This is a genomic window from Berryella intestinalis (assembly GCF_000814825.1).
Lineage (GTDB): Bacteria > Actinomycetota > Coriobacteriia > Coriobacteriales > Eggerthellaceae > Berryella > Berryella intestinalis.
In genome coordinates this window covers 259807-280051 of record NZ_CP009302.1, presented here as the reverse complement: position 1 = coordinate 280051, position 20245 = coordinate 259807, and the positions used below count along the sequence as shown (strand labels likewise).

General features: G+C 65.3%; 17 protein-coding genes and 1 riboswitch. Of the genes, 8 read left to right on the top strand and 9 right to left on the bottom strand.

All coding sequences use genetic code 11. The features are described from left to right. Position 1 precedes the first annotated feature (1 nt). Positions 2-2710 (bottom strand): PD-(D/E)XK nuclease family protein, encoded by a 2709-nt coding sequence (locus tag JI75_RS01165; RefSeq protein WP_039688102.1) that lies wholly within the window; start codon positions 2708-2710, stop codon positions 2-4. Between the two features lie 274 nt (positions 2711-2984). Here JI75_RS01165 and JI75_RS09375 point away from each other — a divergent pair, with 274 nt between their 5' ends. Together JI75_RS09375 and JI75_RS01155 are read left to right on the top strand one after the other, a co-directional pair. Further along, positions 2985-4067, top strand: coding sequence for a zinc ribbon domain-containing protein (locus tag JI75_RS09375; protein ID WP_039688100.1), 1083 nt, complete (start codon positions 2985-2987; stop codon positions 4065-4067). Between the two features lie 341 nt (positions 4068-4408). Further along, complete coding sequence (locus tag JI75_RS01155) at positions 4409-5899, top strand: sodium:solute symporter family protein (RefSeq protein WP_052241488.1); 1491 nt, start codon at positions 4409-4411, stop codon at positions 5897-5899. On the opposite strand, the gene JI75_RS08655 is transcribed toward JI75_RS01155, so the two are convergent. After that, positions 5896-7356, bottom strand: coding sequence for a glycoside hydrolase family 36 protein (locus tag JI75_RS08655; RefSeq protein WP_052241487.1), 1461 nt, complete (start codon positions 7354-7356; stop codon positions 5896-5898). The genes JI75_RS01155 and JI75_RS08655 overlap by 4 nt on opposite strands. A 55-nt stretch (positions 7357-7411) precedes the next feature. Continuing rightward, entirely contained in the window at positions 7412-8092 is a 681-nt protein-coding gene (locus JI75_RS01145) for a TetR/AcrR family transcriptional regulator (RefSeq protein ID WP_039688097.1), read from the bottom strand. 137 nt (positions 8093-8229) lie between these two features. Next, positions 8230-8388: riboswitch (FMN riboswitch) on the top strand. Positions 8389-8524: 136 nt separating this feature from the next. On the opposite strand from JI75_RS01145, the gene JI75_RS01140 reads away from it, so the two are divergent. From JI75_RS01140 to JI75_RS01125, 4 genes are all read left to right on the top strand, one after another. After that, complete coding sequence (locus tag JI75_RS01140; RefSeq protein WP_039688095.1) at positions 8525-9112, top strand: ECF transporter S component; 588 nt, start codon at positions 8525-8527, stop codon at positions 9110-9112. A gap of 80 nt (positions 9113-9192) precedes the next feature. Then, positions 9193-10014 carry an energy-coupling factor transporter ATPase gene (locus tag JI75_RS01135; protein ID WP_039688093.1) on the top strand — a complete coding sequence of 274 codons (822 nt, stop codon included), beginning with the start codon at positions 9193-9195 and terminating at the stop codon, positions 10012-10014. Beyond that, a complete protein-coding gene (locus JI75_RS01130; RefSeq protein ID WP_082019684.1) occupies positions 9990-11018 on the top strand; it encodes an energy-coupling factor transporter ATPase in 1029 nt (342 codons plus the stop codon). The genes JI75_RS01135 and JI75_RS01130 overlap by 25 nt, the downstream gene beginning before the upstream one ends. Further along, positions 11011-11817, top strand: coding sequence for an energy-coupling factor transporter transmembrane component T family protein (locus JI75_RS01125; protein ID WP_039688091.1), 807 nt, complete (start codon positions 11011-11013; stop codon positions 11815-11817). The genes JI75_RS01130 and JI75_RS01125 overlap by 8 nt, the downstream gene beginning before the upstream one ends. 21 nt (positions 11818-11838) lie before the next feature. Here the strand turns inward: JI75_RS01125 and JI75_RS01120 are convergent, their stop codons facing one another. The 4 genes from JI75_RS01120 to JI75_RS01105 all read right to left on the bottom strand — a co-directional run bounded on the left by JI75_RS01120 (position 11839) and on the right by JI75_RS01105 (position 17046). After that, entirely contained in the window at positions 11839-12159 is a 321-nt protein-coding gene (locus JI75_RS01120) for a DUF1292 domain-containing protein (RefSeq protein WP_039688089.1), read from the bottom strand. 115 nt (positions 12160-12274) lie between these two features. Further along, the gene (secD, locus tag JI75_RS01115) at positions 12275-14839 is read right to left on the bottom strand and encodes a protein translocase subunit SecD (RefSeq protein WP_082019683.1); all 2565 of its coding nucleotides are present in this window, start codon (positions 14837-14839) and stop codon (positions 12275-12277) included. Between the two features lie 200 nt (positions 14840-15039). Beyond that, entirely contained in the window at positions 15040-16188 is a 1149-nt protein-coding gene (gene tgt, locus JI75_RS01110; RefSeq protein ID WP_039688087.1) for a tRNA guanosine(34) transglycosylase Tgt, read from the bottom strand. Continuing rightward, entirely contained in the window at positions 16189-17046 is an 858-nt protein-coding gene (locus tag JI75_RS01105; RefSeq protein ID WP_205911731.1) for an HAD family hydrolase, read from the bottom strand. A gap of 78 nt (positions 17047-17124) precedes the next feature. Here JI75_RS01105 and JI75_RS01100 point away from each other — a divergent pair, with 78 nt between their 5' ends. Continuing rightward, positions 17125-17907, top strand: coding sequence for an epoxyqueuosine reductase QueH (locus JI75_RS01100; protein ID WP_039688085.1), 783 nt, complete (start codon positions 17125-17127; stop codon positions 17905-17907). A 205-nt stretch (positions 17908-18112) separates the two neighbouring features. Then, entirely contained in the window at positions 18113-19198 is a 1086-nt protein-coding gene (gene queA, locus JI75_RS01095; RefSeq protein WP_039688083.1) for a tRNA preQ1(34) S-adenosylmethionine ribosyltransferase-isomerase QueA, read from the top strand. Positions 19199-19442: 244 nt separating this feature from the next. On the opposite strand, the gene JI75_RS01090 is transcribed toward queA, so the two are convergent. Next, positions 19443-19646, bottom strand: a complete 204-nt coding sequence (locus tag JI75_RS01090) for a cold-shock protein (RefSeq protein ID WP_039688081.1) — start codon at positions 19644-19646, stop codon at positions 19443-19445. 177 nt (positions 19647-19823) lie between these two features. After that, entirely contained in the window at positions 19824-20243 is a 420-nt protein-coding gene (locus JI75_RS01085) for a hypothetical protein (RefSeq protein ID WP_052241486.1), read from the bottom strand. Positions 20244-20245: the final 2 nt, after the last annotated feature.

The window sequence follows — 20245 nt, the reverse complement described above, 5'->3', positions numbered from 1 at the left end:
TTTACGCACCTCGCTTCGGGCATCGGGGAACCGGGCAGTACGCGCACACGTCCGCATGCAGCGGCTCGGGGCCTATCTCGCCCGCTTCCAGGCGCGCGAGGGCCTCTTCAACGCGCGCCTCCGTCTCGTCCATCAGCTCCGCGAACCCGAAGGGCCCCTCCACGTCGCAGGACAGCTTCTCGGGCTTCGACACGGGAAGGTCCGCACCACCGATAACCGCAGGGTCGTACAAGCCGGCGACGCGATCCCCCGCCGCACGACGATAGCGCACGAACAGCGCGCCCACCACGTTCAAACCCAGCGCGCGCTTCACCGCCTGGGCGTATACGAGCGCCTGGACCTTGCACGACCCCTCTTCGCGGGCGGCCTCGACGTTGTAGCGCGCGGAGAGCGACCCCTTGTAGTCGATGATCACCGCGTTGCCGTGCCCGTCCACGTCGATGCGGTCGACGCGCCCGCGGATCGCGCGGCCCGCGTACGTGACCGGCGGATCCTCGGGAAGCGCGTATTCCAGGTAAGCGGGATGAAACCGCGCGAGGAGCGCCGCCTCGGTGTCCAGATAGCCCACGAGGAAGCCCTTCAGCTCCTCCAGGCGGCGCCGCTCGAAGTGGTCGAGGGCCACCAGGCGGCGCCCCGGCTCGAGGGAGGGCTGCAGCTCGGCTGCCCGGTCCGCTTCCTCGCGCATGATCTGGCGCGCGCGCTCGATGTTGTCCCCGCTCACCTTGGGCGCCACTTCGCTTTGGAACCGCCGGTAGAAGGACTCGAGCACAGCATGGGCGAACGTCCCCTGCTCAGACGGCCCGAACAGCTCGGCAGGGGAAACGAGTCGCAGCCGCCGCTCGACGAACCATCGGTAGGGGCACTCCAGGTACATCTCGATCTGGGAGGGAGACGGGCACCATCGGTACGGGCCCGGCCTCTCGGGGTGAACGAGGGCCGCCGACGAGGCGGGCACGCACCCCAAAGGCCCGCCTGCATCCGGGCACTCCGCCAGCTCGGCGCCCCCCGAAGACGGGCGCTCGTTTTCGAACAGCGTCTCCTCGCCGCGCTCGGATGCGAGTCCGTGCAGGTCGGGCGGCAGGTGGAAGGCGTTTTTCACCTCGTCGATATCGGTGGGATCGTCGCGGTAGGCATCGACGAACTCCTCCAGAACCACCGACGGGTACGCCTCGGCCGCATCGATGTCGTTCAACGCGCGCTCGACCGCGAAGACGCGACGGGGAAGGCGCTGCAGGCGGGCGAACCGGCGCCGAGCGCGATCGAGGGACGATTCGCACGGCGGCATCCCCAAATCGGAAAGAACCGCCTGGGCCGCCGAGGCGTGGTCGGACACCGATTGGGAGACGCTGTCCATGTCGCACACCAGCACGACGTCGCACGAACCAGCCCCGAGGCGCGCCGCCTCGCGGTGCTCGAAGAACCGCACGCTTCCCGAAGCCGAGCCTTCCGAGCGCGACCTCGAAACGGGAACGCGCACCGACTCAAGCGCCCTCATGCAGTCCCGCATATCCGCCTGCGCCCGGCGAGCCGCCGACGTAACCGATTGGAACGCGTAGGTCGCCGCGATCTGGTCGGCTTCGAAGTGCTCACCGTTGCGGCGCTGACCCCGAATGCCGTCGCGGATCGAATCGAGCAGCACGTCGGCTTCGGGATCGAGCGCGACCTCCTCGAACCGCCCGAACAGCTCGCTTTCGGCGCGCAGCTCGGACAGCACCCGGCCCTTGTCCGACAAACGGTCGGCCCTCAGCTGCGCGTCCAAGCGCTGCGAGCGCCACTCGGGAAAGCCCAGGAGGGGGTTTCCCACCACGTCGACCAGGCACGGCACCCACGATGCATCGTCGGACGAAAGGCGGTTCAGCCCCTTGACCGCAGCCCCGAACGCCGTCCTGAAAAACGGCAGCTTCGCAGACGCGAACAGGGGAGGTTCCAGCACATCGACCAGCTTCTCGAACAGGCCGATCGGATCGTCGCATGCCACCACGACATCGCATCCGTCCGGAAGCGCGCGCAGGGCATCCGCGATGGCGGCCGCCTGGGCGTAGGCCCCCGAGGGGAACACGAATCGCAGCTCGATGCCCTCGGGCAAACGCCCGATCATGGCCCGGCCTTCGTCCCGGCCGCCATCGGCGCCCGTCTCGTCCAGCTCGAGGTTGCCGCACGATTCGAAGAACCAGCGCTGCTGATGCGTCATCGCCGCGCCCCCCGAGAAGCGCACGGCCCTTTTGCGGGGAAACACCTCGTCTTGGCGCTGGACCAGGAAGGACAGCGCGTCACCGGGTTCCACGAAACCGATCTTTCCCAATGCGCTGCGATAGTCGGACAGAAGGTCGCGCACGCAGGCGAAGCGGGCCGAGCGTTTCGCCAGATCGGACATCCCCTGCTCGAACAGAGGCACGCCGAAGCCGGAGGAAGCGAGCTCGCCTGCGAAGCGCACGTAACCTTCCGACCACATCGCGGCTTCGCCGTCGTTCGGAGCGCCCGAGCCCTCCGCGCGTTTGCGGCGCTCGCGCACAAGGCGGCCCAGCAGCAGGTCGCGCTGGGTGCCGTCGACCAGCCTGCGCTCGTCGCCGAACAGGTCCCATAGCGAGGAAACCCAGGCGGCCCAGGGAACCACCTCGACGCCGAACAGGGACGATCCCGCTTCCGTTTCCCGCTTGACGAACGCATCCGCCTCGGCGAATCCCTCGACGATCACGATATCGGCCGACATGATGGCTAACCCCCTTACGAATGCTCGGACGAGATTGTACCCCGCAAGCCGCCCCGATGCGCGCGGGCGCGGGCAACCCCCTCGAAAGATGCCCCGACAAGCCCCCTTCGCGCCGCCGAGCCCGAGGGAGGCCGAAGCTCTGAAGCGTCGGGGCGCGGCAGCCAGACGGCACGCGAGCCCGATAGTCGGTGGAATCCGAGGTGCACGGTAGATGCATCCCGACTCATCGGGTATTATTTACCCAGGTTTTATTTCTTCGATCAAAGGATCCCCTATGAAGTGCCCTCAGTGTGGTTCGGAATGCCCGGATAACGCCCTTTTCTGCACGGAATGCGGCACGGCGCTGCCCGCAGCGCCCGCAGACGCGCCCCAACAGCCCAGCGCACCCCAGCCCGCAGAAACGCAGCCCGAACCCGCAGGCTACCAGCAACCTGCCGCCGCACCGCAACCTGCCGGCGAGGTCGCGCAACCCGCCGCGGCAAGCCCCCAGCCCGAATCGGCCCCGGGCCAGCAGCCTGTCCCTCCTGTGGGACAGCCCCAGGCTCCCTACGGCCAGCCCATCTACAACCAGGCTTCGAGCACGCCCTGGTACGGCAAGACCTGGGTCATCGTCTTGTTCCTCCTCTTCTTCTGGCCGGTCGGCATCGTGCTCATGTGGCTGAAGTCCTGCACCTGGTCGAAAGTCGTCAAGGTCGTCGTCTCCGTTATCCTGGGACTCTGCGTCGTTTCCTACGTCTTCATGGTCATCGCAATGTTCAACGCCTTCAGCCAGGCGTCGAACGACATCGCCAGGTCCGATACGGCCATCACCGCGCCCAGCGCGCCGAAAAGCTCGCTGCCCGATGCCGGCAGCAACTCGAAGAGCGCTCCCGACACGTCCAAGGGCACGCCCGCTCCCTCCACCGGCACCCTCGACAGCAGCCGCCTGAAAGACGCGAAGGACAACCCCACGGTCTACGCCCTCATCAACATCGACGGCTCCGATCTCGACGGGCTCCTTCAATCCTGCGGCCTGAAGTTCGACCGGCAGTGGCAGGGTTGGATCAACGACGATATGTCGCGCAGCGTCGACCTGTACGATTCCCTCTCCAATGACGTGCCTCTCGATACGATCAGATCGCTCTCGTCAACCGAGTTGCTTGAGAGTGGAGATTTCTTTGTGAGCTGCGGAAAATCATATGACTCGCTCGACTCGTTCGCGAGTTCCGTCGTCAATACGGACGCCCAGAACCTCGAGTTCCGCTCCGATGACGGGCTGACCCGCATCTACGAGGTGACCGACCTCGACGGAAACGTGTACAATGCACTGGTATCCAGCGTCGCAGGAGATTACAGCTTAATGATCACGCGGGGCTAGAGCTCGACAGCCTCCCGAACGAAGACTCGAAGCCCCTCGACGGGCCGGCAGGAGATTTTGCTAACGACATGTTTCAAGGCGATTTCTCCTGCCGGCCCGCTTTTCGTTCTGCTATAGTTCCACGCCATGAACACTTCGACGACATACGTATCCTCGACCGACGCCCTCGGGGCGCGGGTCGGCGCGGTTGTCGTCCCCTCCCCCTATTCCTACCGATACCTATAGCACACGGGCGCGGCCCCTTCGCGCTGCGCTGCCCGTGCGGCAACAACCGTGTGCGCCTCCGACCCCTTTGTTTCGGCGACCGCTCCAGACAGCGGCAGTATCGATAGGAATCACCCATGATAAAAATACTGATGGTCCTCGTTTTCCTGGCTTCGGCCATCGGAATCGGCTTCGCCACGCGCGCAGCGTCGCGCAGTGTGGACGGGTTCGTGCTGGGCGGGCGCAACGTCGGCCCCTGGATGTCGGCGTTCGCGTTCGGCACCAGCTACTTCTCCGCCGTCATCTTCGTCGGGTACGCCGGGCAGTTCGGATGGAAGTACGGCCTTGCCGCCACCTGGATCGGCGTGGGAAACGCCATCCTGGGAAGCCTGCTTGCCTGGTGGGTGCTGGGCCCGAAGACCCGCGCGATGACCCGCGAGCTGAACGCGGCCACCATGCCCGAATTCTTCGGGAAGCGCTTCGGATCGAACGCGCTGCGCATCGCCTCGGCCGCCATCATCTTCGTGTTCCTCATCCCCTACACCGCCAGCGTCTACAACGGGCTCTCGCGCCTGTTCGGCATGGCCTTCGGCATCCCCTACGAAGCCTGCGTCGTCATCATGGCTATCGCCACCTGCGCTTACGTAGTGCTGGGAGGGTACACGGCCACCGTGGTGAACGACTTCGTCCAGGGCCTCGTCATGCTGTTCGGCATCGCTGCGGTCATCTTGGGCGTGCTGAACGGAAACGGCGGGATCGCCCAGGCGATACAGGGCCTCTCGGAGGTGTCCGACCCCGCCATCGCCATGACCGCCCCGTTCACCAGCCTGTTCGGGCCCGATCTGCCGAACCTGATTGGGGTCGTGGTGCTCACCAGCCTCGGCACCTGGGGCCTGCCGCAGATGATCCAGAAGTTCTACGCCATCAAAACCGATTCGGCCGTGCAGAAAGGCGCGATCATCTCCACTCTGTTCGCCTTCGTCGTCGCCGGCGGAAGCTACTTCCTGGGCGGCTTCGGACGGCTTTACAGCGATCAGATCGAGCGCGGGGTGAACGGGTTTCCCATCTACGACAGCATCGTCCCCACCATGCTGTCGGGCTTGCCCGATATCCTCATCGGCCTGGTCATCGTACTGGTGCTGTCCGCCTCGATGAGCACGCTGTCATCGCTTGTCCTCACCTCGTCGTCGACGCTCACCCTCGACCTCATCGACCGCAACCTGGTCGACTTCGAAACGCCCGAGCGCAAAGTGGCGTGCATGCGCGTGCTGCTGGCGGTGTTCGTGGCCGTGTCCGCTGCTATCGCGCTTGTCCAGTACACGTCTTCGGTCACGTTCATCGCCCAGCTCATGTCCATATCCTGGGGAGCGCTGGCCGGGTCGTTCCTCGGTCCGTTTTTCTGGGGGCTCTACTCCAAGCGCGTATCGCGCGCGGCGGTATGGGCCAGCTTCGCCGTCGGCGTGGGCCTGACCGTCGGGAACATGGTGCTGGGATCCTTCGGGATGCCGATCTTCGCCTCGGCCATCAACTGCGGGGCGGCGGCCATGGTGCTGTCGCTCATAATCGTCCCGCTGATCAGCCGTTTCACGCCGGCTGCACAGCCTGTGGCCGAACCGGCGACGCGCTAGGCCCCCGCGTCCGGGCACGCGGGGGAAATCGGCGGCAACGAGCCGGAATCGTTGCCGAACGCCCGACCGTCGAGCGGGGCGCGGCCGCGCGCGCTTGCCCTGCTGCTTTCCGCACCGGCCCGCTCGCGGTGGGGTATCCGCGCGAAGGCGGTTGCGCCCCGTCCCGGATCTCCGTCGCATCCGACGCGCGCGTAGTCGAGCATCCCGAACGCCGGGCCCAGCGGCACCCCGTCGCCCACGAGAACGCATGTCTCGCCGGCGGCTTCGCGCAGCAGGCCCAGCGCGTCGGCCATCAGCTGCCCGCGGTTCATCCCGTCGTGGGGAAACATGCAGGCGGCATAGAGGAAGTCGGCCCTCAGGAGGGAGAAACCCCAGTCGCCCGTCATGGTGGAGACGTAAAGGCGCACGTAATCGCGCACCTCGGGATGGCGGCTGTTCAGCGCCAACGCGCCGCCCCAGAACGGGCCCGCCGACACCTCGCGGCCCTCGTCGTCGCGCAGCAGCCAATCGGGGTGCTGCGCCGCCAGCCGCGATGTTCGCGAGCATGCGAACGGTGCGGCCCACAGCCCCGGCTCGAAGCCCGCCCGGCGGATGCGCCGCGCCAGTTCGCCCAACCCCGAGGGAAAGCGCCGCCGATCGACCTCGAGCCAGTCTCCCACGCAGCAGTACCCGCCGCCGACCTGGAACGCGTGCAGAGCGTCGGGAGCCGTCCCGCCCTCGGCAAGGGCCGCCGCTCTATCGAGATCCGCCGAAACCGCGCGCTCGTCCACCGTGTCGAAACGGCGATGAGGACCGGCGCTGCCTACCAGGGGCCGATCAGTGCGCGCCGAGATGCCGGCCAGCTCGAACCAGCGATCGTACACGTCGTCGAGCGAACCCGAAACCACGCAGTAGCGGGCAAGCACCGTGCGCGTTCCCGCCGCGATCGCGCGCTCGGGCACCTCGGTATCCGCCGTCACGACCCCGCCGGCGGCATCCGTCCTGATCAGCGTCAGTCCCTGACGCTCGTCGAGCGAGGCCAGCAGAAGATGCCGGTCCCCCCTCCTGAACACCGCGTACGTGAACGCATGCATCTCGCCCGCGCGGCCCGTGTACTCCACGAAACGGTAATCGCCCACGCCGTCGATGCCGCAGCGCTTCTTCACGAACCCCGGGATGCGGTTCATCCCGTGCAGCCTTCCCCATACGGACCGCTCGGCGGTGTTGGTCCAGCTTTGGTACCCGTTCAGCAGCACCCGCTCGTCGGCGGCGTAATCGTGGCGGAACCCGACCGAGCAGGCCGCCAGGGTAAGCTCGGCCCGGGGCGTCACCGCCAGCTCCAGCACCTCTCCGTCAAACGAGGCCTCGACCTCCGCTTCGCCCGCATCGAACGATTCGAACGGAACCTGGCGCACGTCGTAGCCCTCGCCGGTCGCCAACCGGTAGCGCATCCAGCAAAACGCGGGGACCAACTCCATCACGCGACGCCCCTTCCCCACGATGCGCGGCCTTCCTCCCCGATCAGCGAACGACTCATCTGCCGGATCCTTCCAGATAGAATATGCTCATCTCCATCAGGCACTCCAACTCGCGCGTGGTCGAGAAATCATCGGAGGGCACCACGTTTCCCCGCTCGAGCTTCTGAGCCTCGTTCATGAGGGCGTGGAGCGCAGTGTCGTACACCAGGTTGTGGTCGATATCGCTGCGGATGGTCCCGTCCTCCATGCCGTCGCGGCACAGCTGATCGTACACGCGGCGGAAGCGGGCGAAGCTGGCCTCGTACTCTTCGACCTGCGCGATGTCGAAATCGCCGGCGAGTATGATGCGGTCGAGCTCGTCGAGAAACGCCATGAAGCGCAGGTTGCGCTTGGACATCTCGAGGTACTGCCCCAGGATCGCCCGAATGCGGGAGATGGCCGGCGTGTCGGGGTCGAGCCGATCGATGACCTCGTCGAACCCGTCGCCGAACCGCTTCCACAGAACCGACCCCGCCCTGAGGGCAACGTTGGACTTCGTGTCGAAGTAGCGGTAGATGCTCGCCACCCCGACGTTCGCCCGCTCCGCGATGTCGGTCATCTTCACATCCTCGATGGGCTTGACCATGAACAGGTCGGCCGCCGCCTCGACGATGGCCTCCTCGCGCAGGGCCCGCGCACGCGCCGAGCGGGGGTGAAGGGCGATATCTTCGGATTTTTCGGAAGCATGTGACCGCACGAGCCGATTCCTCCCATCGCGCAACCGATAGCAATCTGATCATAGTATCACCGATCCTGCCGATGCACAGACGGGGAAGCGGCCCGAAAACAGCCCCTTGCGCCGAACGGCCGCGCGAACTAGAATGCGTCCCATGAATTCTGTTTCAGGGCGAGGTGAAAATCCTCACTGGCGGTAATCGGAGCCGGCCGCAGCAGGCCGTGCTTCCCGAGAGTCCGCGAACCCTGCGTTTTCGCAGGGCCGATCCGGTGAGATCCCGGAACCAACGGTTACAGTCCGGATGGAAGAGGCAGAAATCGCACGCGATCGCACCGTCTTCGCATGTGGTTACAGGCCCGTATGAACCGAGGAATTCATGCGGGCCTTTCCTTGCTGTGCGGGGCGAAGGGAAGCGGACCCGAACGAACCGTTCGCCTCGCGCAAGGAGGAGCCATGTCCGCCACCGAAACCGAACTCGAATTCGAGAACACCAACCGATGGGAGACCCGCCAGATCGTCACGATGGCGCTGCTGGCCGCCATCGGCGTGCTCCTGTCGTTCATCGAGATCCCGATCATGCCCGGGGTTCCCTACCTGAAATACGACCCTTCGGCCGTCCCCGCCATGGTGAGCGGCTTTTCCTTCGGCCCGGTGGCCGGCGTTGCGGTGGGAATCGTGACGGGGCTGATCCACGGCCTGCTCACCAGCAACTTCTGGGGAACCATCATGGTGTTCATCTGCACCACCGCCTTCGTGCTGCCCGCCGCCCTCATCTACAAGAGGAGCCGCACGTTCAAAAGCGCCGTCGTCGGCCTCGTGCTGGGAGCGGTATGCATGGTGGCCTTCGCCATCGTCGGCAACCTGCTGGTCACGCCCCTGTATTCGGGCATCAGCGTGGAAGCGGTCATGGGCATGATCGTCCCCGTGCTGCTTCCCTTCAACATCTTGAAGACCATCGTGAACGCCGTCCTCACCCTCATCGTGTACAAAAGCGTCTCGAACCTGCTCACTCCCAAGAAAAAGCAGGTACGGGGGCGCTAGGAACCGCCGCGCGCATCGCGCGCGCCGAAAGCGATCCGGCGCGCGATCCCCTGAACGACTACGAACCCCGAGGTAACGCCATGATCGATTTCTCACAGGTCGGATTCACCTACGACGGCGAGCGATTCGTCCTCGAAGGCATCGACCTTTCCATCGGGAAAGGGGAGTTCGTCTGCATCCTCGGCGGAAACGGGTCGGGGAAATCGACCCTCGCCCAGCACATCGACGCGCTCCTGCAGCCCGACGAGGGAACCGTGACCGTTAACGGATGGGACACGTCCGACCTGACGGCGCTCTACCTCATCCGCTCGACCGCCGGCCTGGTGTTCCAGAACCCCGACGACCAGATCGTCGCCAGCATCATCGAAAACGACGTGGCCTTCGGGCCCGAGAACCTGGGCGTGAAGCCCGATGAGCTGCGCAAACGCGTCACCGCCGCGCTTGCCCAGGTGGGGTTGATGGGCTTCGAGAAACGCGATACCGCCGCGCTGTCCGGCGGGCAGAAGCAGCGCGTCGCCCTGGCGGGCGTCCTGGCCATGGAGCCGCAGATCCTCGTGCTCGACGAGGCGACCGCCATGATCGACCCGCGCGGGCGCAAGGGCCTCATGAAGATCTGCCGGAAGCTCAACGACGCGGGCATGACCATCGTCATGATCACCCATTTCATGGAGGAGGCGTCGCAGGCCGATCGCGTGGTGGTGCTCGATCGCGGGCGCATCGTCGCGGACGGCTCGCCCGCCGACGTGCTGGTGCGCGCCGAGGAGCTGGAGCATCTGCACCTCGACGTCCCCCCCGCCGCCAAGCTGGCGATCGAGCTGCGCCGACAAGGGGTTCCCGTATCCGTTTCCATCGACGAGCGCGCATTGGAGGACGAGCTGTGCCGATTGTTTTCGACCAGGTAAGCTACTCATACGACGAGAAGCGCGAGACGGCCCGCAAACGCGGGATCGCCGCGCGGCTCCGCGCGGGAAAGCGATCGAGCGACCAGGGGGAAGAGCTGCGGGAACAACCCGCGTGGGGCTCGACCGCCCAGCAGGAGTGGGCGCTGCGCGACGTGTCCTTCACCTTGGGAGACGGCGAGTTCCTCGGTTTGTGCGGGCATACGGGAAGCGGGAAGAGCACCCTCATCCAGCACATGAACGGGCTGCTCACCCCTACCGACGGGCGCGTGATCGCTAACGGGGCCGACCTTTCCGACAAGAAGGCGGCCCAGCGCTGCCGGGCCGACATCGGCGTGGTGTTCCAATACCCCGAGCACCAGCTGTTCGCCGAAACCGTGCTGGCCGACGTGTCGTTCGGCCCGCGCAACCTCGGGTTGTCGGAAGAGGAAGCCGCCGAGCGCAGCTTCGAGGCGCTGCAGGCGGTCGAGCTGGACGCCGACGCCGTTGCGGACAAGAGCCCCTTCGAGCTGTCGGGCGGCCAGCAGCGCCGCGTCGCGCTGGCCGGGGTGATCGCCATGCGCCCTTCCGTGCTCGTGCTGGACGAACCGGCGGCCGGGCTCGATCCCCAGGCGCGCGACGAGATGCTCAACCTGGTCGCACGCCTGCACCGCGAGGGTATGGCCATCCTCATGGCCTCGCACAACATGGACGACCTCGCGCGCCTCAGCGACCGCATCCTCGTGCTGAACCAGGGAAGCGTCTTCATGCTGGGAACGCCCGACGAGGTGTTCTCGCGCGGAGACGAGCTGCGCTCGATAGGACTGGATGCGCCTTTCGCGCAGAACATGGCCGAAGCGCTGCGAACGCGCGGCGTCGCCCTCGACCGGGGGCTCTACGATATCGAGGGACTCGCCGCAGCGCTGGCGGAACGGTACCGGGCCCGCCGCCACGGGCAGGCGGCCGAGCCGCAAGCGCAGGTGCGCGACGCCGGCGAGGACCGATCGGACGGCGCGGCCCATGCCTGATATCCCCGTCCTCGGCAACTACCGGGCGGGTTCGAGCGTCATACACCGGCTCGATCCGCGCACCAAGCTGCTCGCCGCGCTGGCCCTCATCTTCATCACGTTCGCCGCTCAGACGTTTTCCGCACTCGGGGCCCTGACGCTGTTCGTCCTCGCCTGCGTCCTTTTGGCCGAGATCCCGATAGGCGACGCCCTGAAATCGATCGCGCCCCTCTCGTTCTTCGCCGTGGTCACCGCGCTCATCAACCTGTTTTGGACGCAGGGAGGCGCCGTGCTGTTGCAGTGGGGGTTCGTCACCGTAAGCGAGCACGGCGTGCGCACGGCCGCGTTTTTCGGATACCGCATGATCCTGCTGCTCATGGCTGTGAGCCTGCTCACCCTCACCACGGCGAACCTCGACATCACCGAGGCGTTCGAGCGCGTGCTGAAGCCGTTGCGGCGCATAGGCGCGCCCGTCCACGAGCTGAGCATGATGATGGGTATAGCGCTGCGGTTCCTCCCCCAGTTCGTGTTCGAGGCGAAGACCCTCTACCTCGCGCAAATCAGCCGCGGGGCCGCCTTTTCCCGAGGCGGGGGCAGAGGGCGGGCCAACGCGCTGGGGTCGATCGCCGTCCCCCTGTTCACCAGCGCCTTCCGTCATGCCGAAACGCTGTCGAACGCCATGGAGGCGCGCTGCTACCACGGCGAGCGCGGCCGAACGCGCCTGGTTCCCCTCGCGTTCGGTTCGGCCGATGCGGTGTGCGCAGCCGCCCTTCTCGTCGCGCTTGCCTGCACGGTTGCGGCCAACCTGCTGCCGTGGTAAGGACGACGGGCGAAAAGAAAACTAGTCCTCGAAGTCGTACAGGTCCTTGGCGACCTTGCGGAACTCCTCGTAAGCCTGATCGGCGATAGCTTCGTCTTCGACCATCTCGAACTCGGAGGGCTGGCCCTCCTCGTCGGTTTCCACGACCTCAAGCACCAGCACCTCGCCGGACTGCTGGAACTCGTCCTCGCCCGCCGGGAAGAAGAACCCGTACTCGCGCTCGGAGATAATGACGCTGCCCAAGAACTCCAGCTCGACGGAATCACCGTTCTCGTCTTGAAGCTCGATGGTCACGCCCTCCTCGGTGGGCGGGCAGAAATTGGGGGCGCTGGCTTCGCGCATGTCGTCTCCTGTTCTTCGCCTCCCGACGCCCGAAGGCACCGGAAAAGGCCGTTCGCTTGAATCGAAGGTCAGATTGCGGGGCGCATCGGAAAGACCGCGATGCACCCCGTGCGTGCTATTTCTTGCGCTTGGACGAGCCCGTCACCGAAACGGAAGCCGAATGGTCGAACTCGAACGTCCCCACTTCGGGACCGTATTTCTTCTCGAGCTTGGCGTAGCGCTCCTCGCGGGTCTTCCACATGGCGAACAGCGGCGTCGCAACCGCGATCGAAGAGTACGATCCGGCGATCAGGCCGATGACCATGGGGAACGCGAAGTCCTGCAGCGTCTCGCCGCCGAACAGCAGCATGGCGATCACGGGGATGATGGAGGTGAGCGTCGTGTTGACGGTGCGCAGGAACACCTGGTTCAGCGAATGGTTCGCCATCGTCATGAACGAGCACTTGATGCTGAGCTCCTTGGCGTTCTCGTTGATGCGATGGAACACCACCACCGTGTCGTACAGGGAGTACCCCAGGATGGTAAGCAGGGCGGCGATGGTGTTGGGCGTAAGCTCGCGGCCCACAAGCGCATAGACGCCCATCACGATGATCAGGTCGTGCAGAAGCGCCACCACGGCGACGATGCCCATCTTGTACTCGAAGCGGATGGCGATGTATACGATGATCAGCAGGAGCGAGACCAAAAACGCGATGAGCGATGCGCGGATGACGCTTGTGCCCCAGTCGGGACCGATGGTAGACACCTGGATGTCGGAAGTGGACAGCCCCAGCTCGGCAGCCACGCTGTCGGCGGCGGCGCTCGAAACCTTCGCGTCGGTTTCGGTGGTGCGCACCAGGAAGCCCTCCTGGCCGTCGGCCTGCGTGGTCTGGACGGTCGCGTCCGCGATGCCCGCATTGCGCAGAGCCTGGTTCATCTGGTCAGACGTAACACCCTCGGTGTTCGAGAACGTGATGGACGTACCTCCCACGAACTCGATGCCGAAGCTCATGCCCTTCACGCCCACCACCGCGATGGAGGCGGCCACCAGCACGGCGGATACGGCCAGAAGGATCTTGCGGGCCTTCATGAAGCCGATATCGTGCTTGATGAAGCGGCCCTTCAGCGCGCGGACCGCTGCCACGGCCTGCGAGCCCCCCTCGCGCTTTGCAGCCACGCGGTCGGTGATGGAGGGGTTCATGGCCTCGCCGATCTCGGCGTCGGACGTAGAGACGTTCTCGGCCTCGGCGAGCGCGGCGTAGGCGCGGTGGGCCTCCTGGCTGTCCTTGAGGTCCCAGAAGCCGGGATGGCGCGCGATCACGCGCGGGGCGAGCAGGCGGATGAGCGGCGCCTTGAACAGCAGCATCATGACGATGTCGCAGATGATGCCGAGCGCCAGGGTAAGGCCGAAGCCCTTCACCGAAGCGGAGGCCAGGAAGAACAGGGACAGGGCGCTGACCAGGGTAACCAGGTCGGCGTCGATAGAGGTGAGGATGGCGTGCCTCACGCCGGTGATCGAAGAGGCCCGCACGCTGCGGCCCATGCGCACTTCCTCGCGGAAGCGCTCGACGGTCAGCACCGACGAGTCCGCGGCCATGCCGATGGTGAGCACGATGCCCGCAACGCCCGACAGCGACAGGCTGAACAGGCCGAAGTGGGAAAGGGTCGCCAGAACGCCCAGGTAGAACACCGCGAACACCACCATGGCGCCCGCCGTGATCAGGCCGAGGCCGCGGTAGAAGAACAGCAGGTACAGCATGACCAGCGCCAGACCGACGAGGGCCACCAGAACGCCGGCGGCAAGCGCGCCCTGTCCGAGCGTCGGGCCGACCACCTGGCTTTGCGCGTACTCGAAGCTCACGGGAAGCGATCCGCTCTGCAGAACCGTCTGCAGGCCCTTGGCGCCGTCGAGCGTGTAGTTGCCCGTGATGGACACCTTCCCACCGGTGATCTCGGACTGGACGGCGGGGGCGGACTGCACCTCCCCGTCTAGGATGATGACGATCTTGCCCTTGGTGGGAGCCAGCTCGCGCGTCGCGTCGGCGAACGCCTGGCTTCCCTCTCCGTCGAGCGTGACGTTGACGGCGTAGTCGGTTCCCGCCTCGGATGCGCGGTCCACTGAGACGCCGGTGATGTTCGCACCCGTGATCATCGCGGTGTACTGGTCGGAGGTCACCTTGAGGTTGCCGCTGTCCTGCGCGGGAAGCGAGTTGCCGAACGCGTCGGTGACCGTGGCGTTTTCGCCGTAGTTGCCCGAATCGATCTTGCTGCGCAGCGTCGAGTCGGTGAAGGAGTCGAGGCGGGCGAACTCGAGCTTTCCGGTCTTCCCGATGGTCTCAAGGGCGGCCTCGGTGTCGGTGAGGCCGGGGATCTGGACGAGGATCTGGTCGGATCCCTGACGCTGGACCACCGCTTCGCTTGCTCCCAGCGCATTCACGCGGCTTTCGATGATGGCGCGCGAGGTTTCCATGTCCTCGTCGGTGATCGCGCTTCCGTCGGTGCTCTTCGCGGTCAGGACGACCGACAGGCCACCCTGGATGTCCAGGCCCTGGTTGATGCGCTGCGCGGGTGGCGTGAATGCGAACACCGACGCGACGATCAGCAGCGTGGTGATGACGAGCAGCCAGATATTGCGGCGCTCGACAGGAGCCCCCGCCTTCTTCTTGCGACTTTTGGCTTGACCGGCTTTAGTGGTGGCCATCGAACTTCCTCTTCCATCCCTTGGTTCCGGACCCGCGCGAGCACGGGGAACTCGGCTCCGGCCTGTCCTCATGCGGCGGCCGGCATTGTTTTATGCGAACCTGATTATTTTGCCACAGGAACAAAGAAAAACCTTCTGGGAACGAAAAGTTAGACGCATTATCAAACTTCCAGCATCATCGTTTCGCCCCTCGCGGCTTCCTAGTAGTCGTCGGCTCCGGGAGACGCCATCCACTCCCGGTAGAAATCCTCGTACGCGTCGGCCAGGATCGCTTCGCGGGCGCGCGCCATGAGGTCGATGAGGAAGTGCAGGTTGTGGATCGAAAGCAGGATGCCGCCCAGCATCTCTTTCTGCTTCACCAGATGGCGGATGTAGGCCCTCGTGTGGTTGCGGCACACCGGGCAGGTGCACGACCGGTCGAGTGGCGAGAAATCGCGCGCGAACTTCGCGTTGCGCAGGTTCATGCGACCCTCGCTGGAAAACGCCGTCCCCATACGGCCCGTGCGCGTGGGAAGCACGCAGTCGAACATGTCGACGCCCTCGCGCACCGCGCGCACGAGCGTGGTGGGATTGCCCACGCCCATGAGATAGCGCAGCTTGCCTTCCGGCATCGCCTGGCACACCGCCCCCAGCGTCTCGAACATCACGTCGTGAGGCTCCCCCACCGAATAGCCCCCGATGCCGTATCCCTGGAAGCCCCGGCCGCCGGCCGCCCTGCTCTCGGAATCGATGCGGACCAGCTCTTCAACGCTTTCGAGGCGCAGATCTAGATGCATGCCCCCTTGAACGATCGCGAAAAGGGCCTGGTCGGGCCGTGTATGGGCGTCGCAGCAGCGCTTCGCCCATTCCCACGACAGCTTCGTGGAGGCCCGCACGTCCTCCTTTTTCGCCGGGTACCCGATGCACTGGTCGAGCTGCATGCAGATGTCGGCCCCGATGCGCTGCTGGATGTCCATGTTCGACTCGGGCGTCCAGCGATGCCGGCTTCCGTCGTAGTCGCGCGCCTGGAAGCTCACGCCGTCGCGGTCCACCTTCATCATGTGGTCGAGGCTGAACAGCTGGAACCCGCCCGAATCGGTGAGCATGGGCCCGTCGTAGTTCATGAACTTCTGGATGCCGCCCGCTTCTTCGACCAGATCGACTCCGGGGCGCATGTAAAGATGGTAGGTGTTCGCAAGAACCACCTGGGATTTTATCTGATGCAGCTGATCGGTTGTGACGCCTTTGACCGTCGCATGGGTTCCCACGGGCATGAACATGGGCGTCTGGAAGGTTCCGTGCGCGGTTTCGTAGCTGCCCGCGCGCGCATGACCGCTGCGGCCTTCGATCCGGTACTCGAACAGGGTCATCTACGCATCCGCCCCTTCGCGGCGAGCCATATCGAGCCGCGCGAGCGCCGCCCCGGTAAACGTCGGGTCGACCGCCCCCCGCTCGATCGGCGCGGCGGGGTTCGAGCAGACGGGAAGCCTCTCGACCCAGGAAGCGAACTCCTCAAGCGTCCCGTTGCGCACCGACGCCACATCGAACCCGTCGGGGTTCAGCAGGTTGTCCGTAACCAAAAACGCGTCGGATCCGAGCGCGCAGCAGGCGAGATCCTCGACGGTGTTGTTGCCCACCATCAGCACCTTTTCAGCAGGCACGTCGGCAGCCAGCATGTTCTCGACGAAGTACGCGGCATGGGGTTTGGTGGAGCGCGAGTTGTCGAAGCACGTCGTGCGCTTGAACAGCGCCGGATCGAGCCCCGCCCACCTCAGGCGCTCGTCGACCGCCGCCGGAGGGAACAGAGGCATGGTGGTCAGCAGCAAGGGGTAGCCCTTCTCGGCCAGAACCCTCACGGCGCGCGCAGCGTTCGGATCGGGCGAAACCATACGGCCCACCTCGGGGAATACCTCGCGGTAGTACGCGTCGAACCGGTCGACCCAATCCGACCAGTAGCCGTCGTTGTAGCGCATGAAAGCGCCCCAGAACTCCTGGTCGTTGGTGGTGTCGAGCCCGTGGTCGCGCATAGCGGCGATTCCCGCGGAAAGCCCGCGCTCGAAATCGGCCGGATCGGCGCCGGAGCGCGCCATGAACCCCGCGATGCTCCCGAAATAACATTTCAGGAATTCGTCCAGGTCCATCGGCAGGAGCGTGCCGTCCAGATCGAAGAACACCGCACGCAGATCCATATCCTCGGGGGCCTTAAAGCCGCAGCTCTGTTCATTCATAGCTCTTCCCTAACCCTTGTCGGGAGATTCGTCCATTGAGGTAGTATAGGGCACATCGAAAGGAGCGCTCGAAACCCGATGAAATTGCTATTGCACGCGTGCTGCGGGCCCTGCTCGCTCGAACCCGTCAGGCTGCTTGCCGAAGCGGGGCACGACATCGTCATCTTCTACTCGAACAGCAACATCGCCCCGCGCGACGAGTACGAGAGGCGCCTTTCCGAGCTGCGCGCATTCGCCGATTCGGCGGGCGTTCGGGTTGTCGAGGGCGCCTACGATCCCGAAGCCTGGGAGGCGAGCGCGGGAGCGCTGGGCGACCGGCTTGCCGTCGACTACGCCACCCGCATCGACCAGGCGCGATCCGTAAGCGAACTGCTGGACGACGCCAACCGCCAGAAACGCTGCCGCGCCTGCTACCGCCAGCGCCTGCGGGAGGCGGCCGCAGCGGCGCGCGAGGGCGGGTTCGACGCGTTCTCCACCACGTTATCGGTAAGCCCCTACCAGTTCACCGACGTTATTCGCCAAGAACTCGAGCGCGCCGGCGCCGCGGAGGGGATCGAGGCGCTGTTCGAGGACTTCCGTCCCTATTACGACGAAGCCACCAGGCGCAGCCGCGAAGCCGGCATGTACCGCCAAAGCTACTGCGGATGCCGCTTCTCCATCGCCGAAGGGGAGGCGACGCGCGCGTGGCTCAAGCGGCAGCGGGCTCTGAAGCAGGCCGCATCGGCTCGCGAGCGCGCAGGCGAGGATGCCCGCCAGGCTGCCGAACGGGCGGAGAAAGCCCGTCTGAAGCGCGCCTACGCCGACAAGCAGGCGCGCAAGAAAGCCGTTCTGAAGGCCTTGCGCGCGCAAGGCGGCGCCTAGGGGCGCAAGCGCCTCCGAGGCAGCCGGGCAAAACCCCGCCTCGACATGACGGCCGAAGACCCCGCCCGCGCCGGCCCGGCGCCAGCGCATCGCCTCTTCGCCAGCCAGGTCCGCCGCGCGTCCCGCATCCCCGTCCGCCCGATCCGGCTCGGTCGGAGCCAACCGACCGAACCCGATCCGACCCGATCCGATCCGAAAGCATCCCATGAGAACTAGCGATTTCGATTACAACCTTCCCGCCGAACTTATCGCCCAAGAGCCCGCGGCCGACCGCGATGGCTGCCGGTTGCTGGTGATGGATCGGGAAACCGGCGACCTGGAAGATCGCATCTTCCGCGACATCGTCGACTACCTGCACCCGAACGACCTGCTGGTGGTGAACGAGACGCGCGTGCTTCCCGCCCGCCTTCTGGGCAGCAAGCGGGGAACCGGCGGGGCGGCCGAGGTGTTTTTGCTGCGCGAGGTGTTCGATCGCGAGCCGAAAACCAACAAGAGCGCGCTGTGGGAAGTGCTGGTGCGGCCCGGAAAGCGCCTGAAGCCCGGGTCGGGAGCCGTCGTCGACGTGCGCGACGCGGACGGAAACGTCGCTTTGTCGGCCGAGATCGTCGATTGGGTGGACGGCGCGGGCAAAGGAGAGCGCATCGCGCGGCTTTCCACCGAGCTTCCCTCGCTTGACGAGGCGCTTCACCGCGTCGGACACACGCCGTTGCCCCCCTACATCAAAAACTACGCGGGCGACGAGGAGCTGTACCAAACCGTGTACTCCAAGCGCGAGAGCTCGGCCGCGGCGCCGACCGCCGGCCTGCACTTCACGCCCGAGCTGATCGAGCGCATCAAGGAGAAGGGCGCGCGATGGGAAACGGTCGAGCTGGAAGTGGGACTCGACACCTTCCGCATCGTCGATGAGGACGATCCCGCCGATCACGAGATGCACACCGAGTTCTACACCGTGCCCGAGCAGACCATCCGCGCCATCGCGGAGACCCGCGCTGCGAAGGGACGCGTGATCGCCGTGGGGACCACCAGCATGCGCAGCCTCGAGAGCTGCTGGGACGCGCAGGCCCAGGCCCCCCGAGCGCGCGACAGGGAGGCCACCTCGCTGTTCATCCTGCCCGGATATCGGTTCAACGTGGTCGATGCGATCGTGACGAACTTCCACGTCCCCCGCTCGACCCTCATGATGCTGGTGAGCGCCTTTTCAACGCGCGACAATGTTATGAGGGCCTACGAACACGCCATCGAGCAGCGCTATCGCCTGCTGTCCTTCGGCGACGCGATGTTCGTCCGATAACAGAGGGGGTGCCGGCCGCTCCTTTGCGCGCGGCCGACGCCACGAAGATCGCTGGTTACTCGAACCTACTCGAACCTACTCGAACCTACTCGAACCTACTCGAACCTCAGGTTCAACCTCAGAAGGAACGTTCAACCTGCGGATCCTCGAAAACCGCAGGTTTTACTCGAACCTACTTGGGCCAACAAAAAAACGATCCGCTTGCGCGGACCGTTTCCAGCTTTATATCTGAATGACTCAGGAGTTAAGCTTTCACGACGTTGCTGGCCTGCAGCTTGCCGTTCTGACCGGTAGTGATGTCGAACGTAACGGCGGCTCCCTCGTCAAGAGTCTTGAAGCCGTCCATCTTGATCTCAGAGAAATGGACGAAGAGATCCTCGCCATCAGCCTGGGAGATGAAGCCGTAGCCCTTCTCGGGGTTGAACCACTTAACAGTACCTTGCGCCATTTCATTCCTCTTTTCTCTCCCCGGCAGGGCCGACGAGTAACACTCGTGCTGCATGGCATCAGCACTCGCCCTCACCTCGAGAGCAACGTAGATAACTATACGCTAACATGAACCCGATTCTGTCGAGGAATGCAACTAACCTGTTGATTCTGGCCGCCCATCGGTGAAAAACACCGCTTATCGGTCCTCTTGATCGTACTGACTGAGCGCTGCGTCCTCCAAAGCGGAGAAGTCGGTGGGATCGTCGGGCAGCTCGATGCCGAAGCGCCCGGCAAGCGCGCGAGCCTGGGCCGCACGCAGATCGGCCAGATCTCCCTCTCCCCCTTGCTGAAGGTACACCGATTCGAGCAGCAGCCCGTGAGCCAGGTAGCGCACGATGCGCGGCTCGATGCCCGACACGTCCATCACCGAGGCCATCGACTCGGGGGCAAGCGACAGCATCGCCTTCCCGTCGAGGTCGGTGGCGCGGGAAAACGCGTCTTCGATGGAGCGCGCGCTGTCGAGCGGATCGAGCTTGCGCTCCTCCTGGATGCGGGTCTTCGTCAGAGCCTCGACGAACTGGAGGATCTGCCTCATAAGGTAGTCTTGCTCGTACACAT

What these genes read in the sequence shown, in the direction of transcription:
- JI75_RS01165 (WP_039688102.1), bottom strand. Translation starts at nt 2,710, where the DNA reads ATGTCGGCCGATATCGTGATCGTCGAGGGATTCGCCGAGGCGGATGCG.
- JI75_RS09375 (WP_039688100.1), top strand. Translation starts at nt 2,985, where the DNA reads ATGAAGTGCCCTCAGTGTGGTTCGGAATGCCCGGATAACGCCCTTTTC.
- JI75_RS01155 (WP_052241488.1), top strand. Translation starts at nt 4,409, where the DNA reads ATGATAAAAATACTGATGGTCCTCGTTTTCCTGGCTTCGGCCATCGGA.
- JI75_RS08655 (WP_052241487.1), bottom strand. Translation starts at nt 7,356, where the DNA reads ATGGAGTTGGTCCCCGCGTTTTGCTGGATGCGCTACCGGTTGGCGACC.
- JI75_RS01140 (WP_039688095.1), top strand. Translation starts at nt 8,525, where the DNA reads ATGTCCGCCACCGAAACCGAACTCGAATTCGAGAACACCAACCGATGG.
- JI75_RS01135 (WP_039688093.1), top strand. Translation starts at nt 9,193, where the DNA reads ATGATCGATTTCTCACAGGTCGGATTCACCTACGACGGCGAGCGATTC.
- JI75_RS01125 (WP_039688091.1), top strand. Translation starts at nt 11,011, where the DNA reads ATGCCTGATATCCCCGTCCTCGGCAACTACCGGGCGGGTTCGAGCGTC.
- JI75_RS01120 (WP_039688089.1), bottom strand. Translation starts at nt 12,159, where the DNA reads ATGCGCGAAGCCAGCGCCCCCAATTTCTGCCCGCCCACCGAGGAGGGC.
- secD (WP_082019683.1), bottom strand. Translation starts at nt 14,839, where the DNA reads ATGGCCACCACTAAAGCCGGTCAAGCCAAAAGTCGCAAGAAGAAGGCG.
- tgt (WP_039688087.1), bottom strand. Translation starts at nt 16,188, where the DNA reads ATGACCCTGTTCGAGTACCGGATCGAAGGCCGCAGCGGTCATGCGCGC.
- JI75_RS01105 (WP_205911731.1), bottom strand. Translation starts at nt 17,046, where the DNA reads ATGAATGAACAGAGCTGCGGCTTTAAGGCCCCCGAGGATATGGATCTG.
- JI75_RS01100 (WP_039688085.1), top strand. Translation starts at nt 17,125, where the DNA reads ATGAAATTGCTATTGCACGCGTGCTGCGGGCCCTGCTCGCTCGAACCC.
- queA (WP_039688083.1), top strand. Translation starts at nt 18,113, where the DNA reads ATGAGAACTAGCGATTTCGATTACAACCTTCCCGCCGAACTTATCGCC.
- JI75_RS01090 (WP_039688081.1), bottom strand. Translation starts at nt 19,646, where the DNA reads ATGGCGCAAGGTACTGTTAAGTGGTTCAACCCCGAGAAGGGCTACGGC.